The sequence below is a fragment of the Streptosporangium sp. NPDC020072 genome, assembly GCF_040631445.1.
Taxonomy (GTDB): domain Bacteria; phylum Actinomycetota; class Actinomycetes; order Streptosporangiales; family Streptosporangiaceae; genus Streptosporangium.
Window position 1 is genome coordinate 276817 of sequence record NZ_JBEYAB010000015.1, and the last position, 10037, is coordinate 286853.

The window sequence follows — 10037 nt, forward strand, 5'->3', positions numbered from 1 at the left end:
CTCAGAGCTTGATCGAGATGTCAACGCCGGCGGGGAGGTCGAGTCGCATGAGCGAGTCGACCGTCTTCGGCGTCGGGTCGATGATGTCAATCAGCCGCTTGTGCGTACGCATCTCAAAGTGCTCGCGGCTGTCCTTGTACTTGTGCGGCGAGCGGATGACGCAGTACACGTTCTTCTCGGTCGGCAGCGGCACCGGGCCCGCGACCTTAGCGCCAGTCCGCGTGACCGTCTCGACGATCTTCTTGGCCGAGCTGTCGATGACCTCGTGGTCATAGGCCTTGAGCCGAATGCGGATCTTCTGTCCCGCCATAATGGCCTCGGTGTCCTTCGCTGTCGTCTGAAAAAGTTGCGTGCGGCCTGTTGCCGCTAAATGTGTCCCACGGAGCAGACGCAGATGATCTGCGCTTTCTTCCGTGATCTGGCGGTTAGTTCGGTCACGGTGCGGCCGAACCAACTGCGAGATCACGGTTCTCGTGGGGCGTGAGACGCGGGCCGTACGGCACGAGCCTCCTCGTGGCGCGGCGGCCGACCCTGGGATGAGGGCCGACCGCCACTCCGCGATCGAACTACTTGATGATCTTGGTAACGCGACCCGCACCGACGGTGCGGCCACCCTCGCGGATGGCGAACTTGAGACCGTCCTCCATGGCGATGGGCTGGATGAGCTGGACGCTCATCTCAGTGTTGTCGCCAGGCATGACCATCTCGGTGCCCTCGGGCAGGTTGACAACACCGGTCACGTCAGTCGTACGGAAGTAGAACTGCGGACGGTAGTTGTTGAAGAACGGCGTGTGGCGGCCGCCCTCGTCCTTGCTCAGGATGTAGACCTGGGCCTCGAACTCGGTGTGCGGGGTCGTGGTGCCCGGCTTGATGATGCACTGGCCGCGCTCAACGTCCTCGCGCTTGATGCCACGCAGGAGCAGACCGACGTTGTCACCGGCCTGGCCCTCGTCGAGGAGCTTGCGGAACATCTCGACACCGGTGACCGTGGTGGTGGTCTTGGTGTCCTTGATGCCGATGATGTCAACGGTCTCGTTGACCTTGATGATGCCGCGCTCGATACGGCCGGTGACGACGGTGCCGCGACCGGTGATCGAGAAGACGTCCTCGATCGGCATGAGGAACGGCTTGTCGGTCTCACGCTGCGGCTGCGGGACGTTCTCGTCCACCGCGGTCATGAGCTCGATGATGCTGTCGCCCCACTTCTCGTCGCCCTCCAGCGCCTTGAGCGCGGAGACGCGAACGACCGGCAGGTCGTCGCCGGGGAACTCCTGGGCCGAGAGAAGCTCACGGACCTCGAGCTCGACGAGCTCCAGGATCTCCTCGTCGTCCACCATGTCGGCCTTGTTCAGGGCGACAACGATGTAGGGAACGCCGACCTGGCGGGCCAGGAGGACGTGCTCCTTCGTCTGCGGCATCGGACCGTCGGTGGCGGCGACCACGAGGATCGCGCCGTCCATCTGAGCCGCACCGGTGATCATGTTCTTCACGTAGTCGGCGTGACCGGGGCAGTCCACGTGGGCGTAGTGACGCTGCTCGGTCTGGTACTCGACGTGCGCGATGGAGATCGTGATACCACGAGCCTTCTCCTCCGGCGCCTTGTCGATCTTGTCGAACGGGGTCGCCTCGTTGAGGTTCGGGTAACGCTCGTGGAGCACCTTGGTGATCGCCGCGGTCAGAGTGGTCTTGCCGTGGTCGATGTGCCCAATGGTGCCGATGTTTACGTGCGGCTTGGTCCGCTCGAACTTGGCCTTGGCCACTGCTCTGTCTCCTTAGAGATTCTGACTTGACTTGCGTCTTTTCACTCGGGTTCGGGTGGCGCGTCCCCGAGGGGACCCGCCGATGAGAACCTCGCCCGCACGCCCCGGTGGCGGTTGGCGATCCTCTCGCCCTCCGTCACCGAGGCGGATACCGGGCTTACTCGCCCCGTACCTTCGCGACGATCTCCTTGGCGATGTGCGCAGGCACTTCCGCATAGGAGTCGAACTGCATGCTGTAGCTCGCGCGTCCCTGCGTCTTGCTACGGAGGTCACCCACGTAGCCGAACATCTCAGAGAGCGGCACGAGCGCGCTGACGACACGGTTGCCACCGCGCTCGTCCATCGCCTGGATCTGCCCGCGGCGACCGTTGAGGTCACCGATGACGTCACCCATGTAGTCCTCGGGCGTGGTGACCTCAACGGCCATCATCGGCTCCAGGATTACGGCGTCCGCCTTGCGCGCGGCCTCCTTGAAGGCCATCGAGCCGGCGATCTTGAAGGCCATTTCGGACGAGTCAACCTCGTGGTAGGCACCGTCCTGCAGGGTGACCTTGACCCCGACCATGGGGTAGCCGGCGAGAACACCGAACTCGGCGGCCTCCTGGGCGCCCGCGTCGACCGAGGGGATGTACTCCCTCGGGATACGGCCACCGGAGACCTTGTTCTCGAACTCGTAGCCGTCGTTGCCCTCGCCCAGCGGCTCGATGTCGATGATGACCTTCGCGAACTGACCCGATCCACCGGTCTGCTTCTTGTGGACGTAGTCGACCTTCTCCACCTTGCGGCGGATGGTCTCGCGGTAGGCCACCTGCGGGCGACCGACGTTGGCCTCGACCTTGAACTCACGGCGCATCCGGTCGACGAGGATCTCCAGGTGGAGCTCGCCCATACCCCAGATGACCGTCTGGCCGGTCTCCTCGTCACGACGGACCTGGAAGGACGGGTCCTCCTCGGCCAGACGCTGGATCGCGGTGCCCAGCTTCTCCTGGTCGCCCTTGGTCTTGGGCTCGATCGCGACGTTGATGACCGGAGCCGGGAAGTTCATCGACTCCAGGACGACCGGCTTGGCCGGGTCGGCCAGGGTGTCACCGGTGGTGGTGTCCTTCAGACCCATGACGGCGACGATCTGACCGGCGTGCGCCGACGAGCGCTCCTCGCGCTTGTTGGCGTGCATCTGGTAGATCTTGCCGATCCGCTCCTTGCGGCCCTTCACCGAGTTGACCACCGCGGTGCCGGTCTCGAGCGTGCCCGAGTAGATGCGGATGTAGGTGAGACGGCCCAGGTGCTGGTCGCTCATGATCTTGAAGGCCAGCGCGGCGAACGGCTCGTTCACATCCGCGTGGCGCTCGACGACCTCTTCCTCGTTGCCGACCGCGTGGCCCTTGAAGGCCGGGATGTCGGTCGGGGCGGGGAGGTAGGCGACGATCGCGTCGAGGAGGGGCTGAACGCCCTTGTTCTTGAACGCGGTGCCGGTCAGGACCGGGTTGATGGCGCTGGCCAGCGTCGCGCGGCGGATGGCCGCGACCAGCTGCTCCTCGGTGGGCTCGACGCCCTCAAGGAAGAGCTCCATCAGCTCGTCGTCGTTCTCGGCGACCGTCTCGACGAGCTTGTCACGCCACTCGCGGGCAGCCTCGGCGTGCTCGGCCGGGATGTCCACGGTCTCGTACATCTCGCCCTTGGCCGCCTCGGCGCTCCAGAGCAGGCCCTTCATCTTCACCAGGTCGATGACGCCCTTGAAGTCGGCCTCGACGCCCCAGGGAAGCTGGACGACCGCGGGGGTCGCGTGCAGACGGCTGACCATCATGTCGACGCAGCGGTGGAACTCCGCGCCGACACGGTCCATCTTGTTGACGAAGCAGATGCGGGGCACGCCGTAACGGTCGGCCTGACGCCAGACCGTCTCGGACTGGGGCTCCACACCGGCGACGCCGTCGAACACGGCGACGGCACCGTCGAGGACGCGGAGCGAGCGCTCCACCTCGATCGTGAAGTCCACGTGACCCGGGGTGTCGATGATGTTGATCGTGTGGCCGAGCCACTCGCAGGTCGTAGCAGCGGAGGTGATGGTGATACCACGCTCCTGCTCCTGCTCCATCCAGTCCATCGTGGCTGCGCCCTCGTGGACCTCACCGAGCTTGTAGTTGATGCCGGTGTAGAACAGGATGCGCTCGGTCGTCGTGGTCTTGCCCGCGTCGATGTGGGCCATGATGCCGATGTTTCGGACCTTGGCCAGGTCAAGAGCGGTCGTGGTGGCCACTTCTCTCGCGTCCTCGTCGTCTCGTCGAACCCGCTGTTACCAGCGGTAGTGGGCGAAGGCCTTGTTGGACTCGGCCATCTTGTGGGTGTCCTCGCGCTTCTTGACGCTGGCGCCGAGGCCGTTGCTGGCGTCGAGCAGCTCGTTCATGAGGCGCTCGGTCATGGTCTTCTCGCGGCGGGCGCGGGAGTACTGCACCAGCCAGCGCAGGGCCAGGGTGGTGCTGCGCGCGGCGCGCACCTCGACCGGAACCTGGTAGGTCGCGCCACCGACACGGCGGCTGCGGACCTCAAGGGTCGGCTTGACGTTGTCCAGAGCCCGCTTCAGGGTGACGACCGGGTCGTTGCCCGTCTTCTCCCTGGCACCCTCAAGGGCGCCGTACACGATGGACTGAGCGATGGAGCGCTTGCCGTCCAGGAGCACCTTGTTGATGAGGGCGGTGACCAGGGGCGAGTTGTGGACCGGGTCAGCCATGAGCTGACGACGGCCAGGAGAACCCTTGCGAGGCATTCTTACTTCTCCTTCTTCGCGCCGTAACGGCTACGGGCCTGCTTACGGTTACGAACACCCTGGGTGTCCAGCGAACCACGGATGATCTTGTAGCGAACACCCGGCAGGTCCTTCACACGACCGCCACGCACGAGCACGATGGAGTGCTCCTGAAGGTTGTGTCCCACACCGGGGATGTAGGCCGTGACCTCGATGCCGTTGGTGAGCCGGACACGCGCGACCTTACGGAGCGCCGAGTTCGGCTTCTTGGGGGTCGTGGTGTAAACGCGCATGCAGGTGCCGCGTCGCTGAGGGCTGGCCTTGAGCGCCGGGGTCTTGGTCTTGGTGACCTTGTCCTGGCGGCCCTTGCGGACCAGCTGCTGAATCGTAGGCACCGCGTCTCCGTTCGTGCTTGCCGGTGATTCGAATGTCGTTGCTTTTGCAGGCACTGCCGGTGTCATGACCTGCGGTTTTTCCATCCACTCCGACCCACGCGCTCGGGCGTGTCGCGCACTTGTCGCGCCACTTCCCGAGGAGGGCCGCTCCGGTGGAGGAAGCCATACGGCGCCTCTGTCAACTCCCAGACGGGAGACCTATCGACGCGCACGCATGAGAGCCCATGAAGCCACGGGCACGAACGGAAAGACTACCTAGTCCAACGCAACACGTCAAAACGGTTGCGCCCTCCGGTCGCCGTTGCGAGCGCCCGTGTTCGTGTCGCGACTCCGCAGCCGATTTCCAGCCGGCCGCTGTCGGGTCCAGGCCACAGTTTACCCACCTTCAAGGACTCCTCCGGCCGTTCCGGTTACGAGCTCGTGGCTTTCCGGGCAACGTTCCGGTCAAAAAGCATCCGGACGAGACGGCGCCCGGTCCCCCTTTCGGAGAACCGGGCGCCGTCGTCGATCCGTTGCCTACCGGCTAGCGGTTGTACTGACCGAAGTCGTACTCCTCCAGCGGTACGGCCTCACCCGAGCCGGAGCCGAAGGTGTAGTCGGCCGCGGAGCCGTCGTAACCGCCGACGGTGTACATCGCGGCCTTGGCCTCCTCGGTCGGCTCGACCCGGATGTTGCGGTACTGCGGCATGCCGGTACCGGCCGGGATGAGCTTTCCGATGATGACGTTCTCCTTGAGGCCGAGCAGCGAGTCCGACTTGGCGTGGATCGCCGCGTCGGTGAGCACTCGCGTCGTCTCCTGGAAGGACGCCGCCGACAGCCAGGACTCGGTGGCCAGCGACGCCTTGGTGATACCCATCAGCACCGGACGGCCGGAGGCCGGGGTGCCGCCCTCGGCGACGCACTCGCGGTTGACCCGCTCGAAGCGCGGCCGCTCGACGAGCTCGCCGGGCAGCATGTCGGAGTCACCCGACTCAAGCACGTTCACGCGCTTGAGCATCTGCCTGACGATGATCTCGATGTGCTTGTCGTGGATCGACACACCCTGCGAGCGGTACACCTGCTGGACCTCGGCCACCAGGTGCAGCTGCACGGCCCGGGGGCCGAGGATGCGCAGCACCTCGTTGGGGTTGACGGCACCGGCGATCAGCTGCTGGCCGACCTTGACGTGCTGTCCCTCGGAGACCAGCATGCGCGAGCGCATCGACACCGGGTAGGCGATCTCGTCCGAACCGTCGTCCGGGACGATCACGATCTTCCGGGTCTTGTCGGTCTCGTCGATGCGGACCCGACCCTCGGCCTCGCTGATCGGGGCGACGCCCTTGGGGACGCGCGCCTCGAAGAGCTCCTGGACACGGGGCAGACCGTGGGTGATGTCCGCACCGGCCACACCACCGGTGTGGAAGGTACGCATCGTCAGCTGGGTGCCGGGCTCACCGATCGACTGGGCGGCGATGATGCCGACCGCCTCGCCGACGTCCACGAGCTTGCCGGTGGCCAGCGAACGGCCGTAGCAGGTGGCGCAGACACCGATCTTGGCCTCGCAGACGAGAGCGCTGCGGGTCCTGACGGTCTCGATACCGGCCTCGACCAGCGCGCTGACCTGGGCGTCGCCGATGTCGACGCCGGCGTTCGCGATGATCTTGCCGTCCACCTCGACGTCCTCGGCCAGGATGCGGCCGTGCACGTTGCTCTCGGCGTTCTCAGCCTTGACCAGGTTGCCCTGGGCGTCGCGCTCGCCGACGTTCAGCGGGACCGCGCGGTCGGTGCCGCAGTCGATCTCGCGAACGATGACGTCCTGTGCGACGTCCACCAGACGACGGGTCAGGTAACCCGAGTCGGCGGTCCGCAGCGCGGTGTCGGCCAGACCCTTTCGCTGTCCGTGGGTGGAGATGAAGTACTCCAGCACCGACAGGCCCTCACGGAAGGAGGCCTTGATCGGACGCGGGATCGTCTCACCCTTGGTGTTGGACACCAGACCACGGATGCCGGAGATCTGACGGACCTGCATCAGGTTTCCTCGGGCGCCCGACTGGACCATCATCCAGACCGGGTTGGTCTTCGGGAACGCCTTCTGCATGTCGTCGGTCACGTCACTGGTCGCGTGCGTCCAGATCTCGATGAGCTCCTGACGGCGCTCCTCGTCGGTGATGAGACCGCGCTCGTACTCACGCTGGACCTTGTCAGCCCTGCGCTCATACGTCTCCATGATCGTGGACTTGTTCGGCGGCGCGATGACGTCCTCGATGGAGATCGTCACACCGGCCCTGGTCGCCCAGTAGAAGCCCGCGTCCTTGAGCGCGTCGAGCGCCGCGGCGACCTCGACCTTCGGGTACTTCTCCGCCAGCTCGTTGACGATCGCGGACAGCTGCTTCTTGCCGACCTGCGAGTTGACGTAGGGGTAGTTCGCGGGCAGCGTCTGGTTGAACAGGCAGCGGCCCAGCGTGGTCTCCAGCCGGTACGGCTCGTTCGGCTCCCAGCCCTCGGGGGCGGCCCAACCGCGAGGCGGCGGGACGTCACCCTTCATCCGGATCTGGATCTTGGCCTGGATGTCCAGCTCGCGTCGGTCGAAGGCCATGAGCGCCTCGGAGACCGAGCCGAAGACCCGGCCGTGTCCCGGAGCGTCCTCGTCGTCGTCCTTGATGGTGGTCAGGGAGTACAGACCGATGATCATGTCCTGGGTGGGCATGGTCACCGGCTTGCCGTCGGCCGGCTTCAGGATGTTGTTGGTGGACAGCATCAGGATGCGGGCCTCGGCCTGCGCCTCCGCGGACAGCGGCAGGTGCACGGCCATCTGGTCACCGTCGAAGTCCGCGTTGAACGCGGTGCAGACGAGCGGGTGGATCTGGATGGCCTTGCCCTCGACCAGCTGCGGCTCGAAGGCCTGGATGCCCAGGCGGTGCAGCGTCGGCGCGCGGTTGAGCAGCACGGGGTGCTCGGTGATGACCTCTTCGAGGACGTCCCACACGACCGGGCGCGCACGCTCGACCATCCGCTTGGCCGACTTGATGTTCTGCGCGTGGTTCAGGTCGACCAGACGCTTCATCACGAACGGCTTGAACAGCTCCAGCGCCATCTGCTTGGGCAGACCGCACTGGTGCAGCTTCAGCTGCGGACCGACGACGATGACCGAACGGCCGGAGTAGTCGACACGCTTGCCCAGCAGGTTCTGACGGAAACGACCCTGCTTGCCCTTCAGCATGTCGCTGAGGGACTTCAGCGGGCGGTTGCCGGGACCGGTGACCGGACGGCCGCGACGGCCGTTGTCGAACAGCGCGTCGACGGCCTCCTGGAGCATCCGCTTCTCGTTGTTCACGATGATCTCGGGGGCGCCGAGGTCGAGAAGACGCTTGAGGCGGTTGTTCCGGTTGATCACACGGCGGTACAGGTCGTTCAGGTCCGAGGTCGCGAACCGGCCACCGTCGAGCTGCACCATGGGGCGCAGGTCCGGCGGGATGACCGGGATGCAGTCCAGCACCATGCCGTTGGGCGAGTTGCGGGTGTTCAGGAACGCGGAGACGACCTTGAGACGCTTGAGCGCGCGGGCCTTCTTCTGGCCCTTGCCGCTGCGAATCGTCTCGCGGAGGTTCTCGGCCTCAAGTTCGAGGTCGAAGTTGGTCAGGCGCTCCTGGATGGCCTGGGCGCCCATGCCACCGCGGAAGTAGCGGCCGAAACGGTCGCGCATCTCGCGGTAGAGCAGCTCGTCGCCCTCAAGGTCCTGGACCTTGAGGTTCTTGAAGCGGCTCCAGACCTCATCGAGACGGTCCAGCTCACGCTGGGCCCGGTCGCGAAGCTGGCGCATCTCGCGCTCGGCGCCCTCACGGACCTTGCGGCGCTGGTCGCCCTTGGCGCCCGCGGCCTCAAGCTCGGTCAGGTCGCCTTCGAGCTTCTTCTGCCTGGCCTCGACGTCGGCGTCACGACGCTGCTCGACGTGCTGGCGCTCGACCGAGATCTTCGCCTCCAGCGACGGCAGGTCGCGGTCGCGCATCTCCTTGTCGACATGCGTGATCATGTAGGCCGCGAAGTAGATGACCTTCTCCAGGTCCTTCGGGGCCAGGTCGAGCAGGTATCCCAGACGGGACGGGACGCCCTTGAAGTACCAGATGTGCGTGACGGGCGCGGCCAGCTCGATGTGGCCCATCCGCTCACGACGCACCTTGGCACGGGTGACCTCGACGCCACACCGCTCACAGATGATGCCCTTGAAGCGCACGCGCTTGTACTTGCCGCAGTAGCACTCCCAGTCCCGGGTCGGACCGAAGATCTTCTCGCAGAAGAGTCCGTCCTTCTCGGGCTTGAGGGTCCGGTAGTTGATGGTCTCGGGCTTCTTGACCTCACCGTGCGACCACTGGCGGATGTCGTCAGCCGTCGCGAGGCCGATCCGAAGCTCGTCGAAGAAGTTGACGTCCAGCATGTGTTGTTCCCCTCCTCAGCTTCTAGATCAGACCTCTTCGACGCTGCTCGGCTCGCGCCGGGACAGGTCGATGCCGAGCTCTTCGGCGGCGCGGAAGACGTCCTCGTCGGTGTCGCGCATCTCGATGGACATGCCGTCGCTGGAGAGCACCTCGACGTTCAGGCACAGCGACTGCATTTCCTTGATGAGGACCTTGAAGGACTCCGGAATGCCCGGCTCGGGGATGTTCTCGCCCTTGACGATCGCCTCGTAGACCTTCACCCGGCCCAGCACGTCGTCCGACTTGATCGTCAGCAGCTCCTGGAGGGCGTAGGCGGCGCCGTAGGCCTCCAGCGCCCACACCTCCATCTCACCGAACCGCTGACCGCCGAACTGCGCCTTACCACCCAGCGGCTGCTGCGTGATCATCGAGTACGGGCCCGTCGACCGAGCGTGGATCTTGTCGTCGACCAGGTGCAGCAGCTTCAGGATGTAGATGTAACCCACCGAGATCGGGTGCGGGAACGGCTCCCCCGAACGCCCGTCGAACAGGCGGGCCTTGCCGTTCGGGCCGACCATACGGCCGCCGTCCCTGTTGACCAGGGTGTTGTCGAGCAGGCCGACGATCTCTTCCTCGTGGGCGCCGTCGAAGACCGGGGTGGCCATGTTGGTGCGGGGCTCGACCTCGGCGAAGCCCTTGTCACGCAGCCGCTCGGCCCAGGCCTCCTGCACGCCGGAGATGTCCCAGC

The 10037-nt window shown here is 65.6% G+C and carries 6 protein-coding genes and 1 pseudogene; all 7 read right to left on the bottom strand.

What is annotated here, in order from left to right:
• Position 1 precedes the first annotated feature (1 nt).
• Positions 2–310, bottom strand: a complete 309-nt coding sequence (gene rpsJ / locus ABZ470_RS33065; protein WP_012887830.1) for a 30S ribosomal protein S10 — start codon at positions 308–310, stop codon at positions 2–4.
• A 256-nt stretch (positions 311–566) separates the two neighbouring features.
• Positions 567–1760: an elongation factor Tu gene (gene tuf / locus ABZ470_RS33070; RefSeq protein WP_352015611.1), complete on the bottom strand. Its 1194-nt coding sequence runs from the start codon at positions 1758–1760 to the stop codon at positions 567–569.
• 157 nt (positions 1761–1917) lie between these two features.
• On the bottom strand, positions 1918–4017 hold the full coding sequence (gene fusA, locus ABZ470_RS33075) for an elongation factor G (protein ID WP_352015612.1): 2100 nt from the start codon (positions 4015–4017) through the stop codon (positions 1918–1920).
• Positions 4018–4053: 36 nt separating this feature from the next.
• Entirely contained in the window at positions 4054–4524 is a 471-nt protein-coding gene (rpsG, locus tag ABZ470_RS33080; protein ID WP_179819699.1) for a 30S ribosomal protein S7, read from the bottom strand.
• A 2-nt stretch (positions 4525–4526) separates the two neighbouring features.
• Entirely contained in the window at positions 4527–4898 is a 372-nt protein-coding gene (rpsL, locus tag ABZ470_RS33085) for a 30S ribosomal protein S12 (RefSeq protein ID WP_012887826.1), read from the bottom strand.
• Between the two features lie 523 nt (positions 4899–5421).
• Positions 5422–9309, bottom strand: coding sequence for a DNA-directed RNA polymerase subunit beta' (locus tag ABZ470_RS33090; protein WP_352015613.1), 3888 nt, complete (start codon positions 9307–9309; stop codon positions 5422–5424).
• A 27-nt stretch (positions 9310–9336) separates the two neighbouring features.
• Positions 9337–10037: pseudogene (locus ABZ470_RS33095) on the bottom strand (DNA-directed RNA polymerase subunit beta); the annotation flags it as partial.

Bases quoted from the DNA above. Each gene is read 5' to 3' on its own strand.
- rpsJ (WP_012887830.1), bottom strand. From the start codon at position 310: ATGGCGGGACAGAAGATCCGCATTCGGCTCAAGGCCTATGACCACGAG.
- rpsG (WP_179819699.1), bottom strand. From the start codon at position 4,524: ATGCCTCGCAAGGGTTCTCCTGGCCGTCGTCAGCTCATGGCTGACCCG.
- ABZ470_RS33090 (WP_352015613.1), bottom strand. From the start codon at position 9,309: ATGCTGGACGTCAACTTCTTCGACGAGCTTCGGATCGGCCTCGCGACG.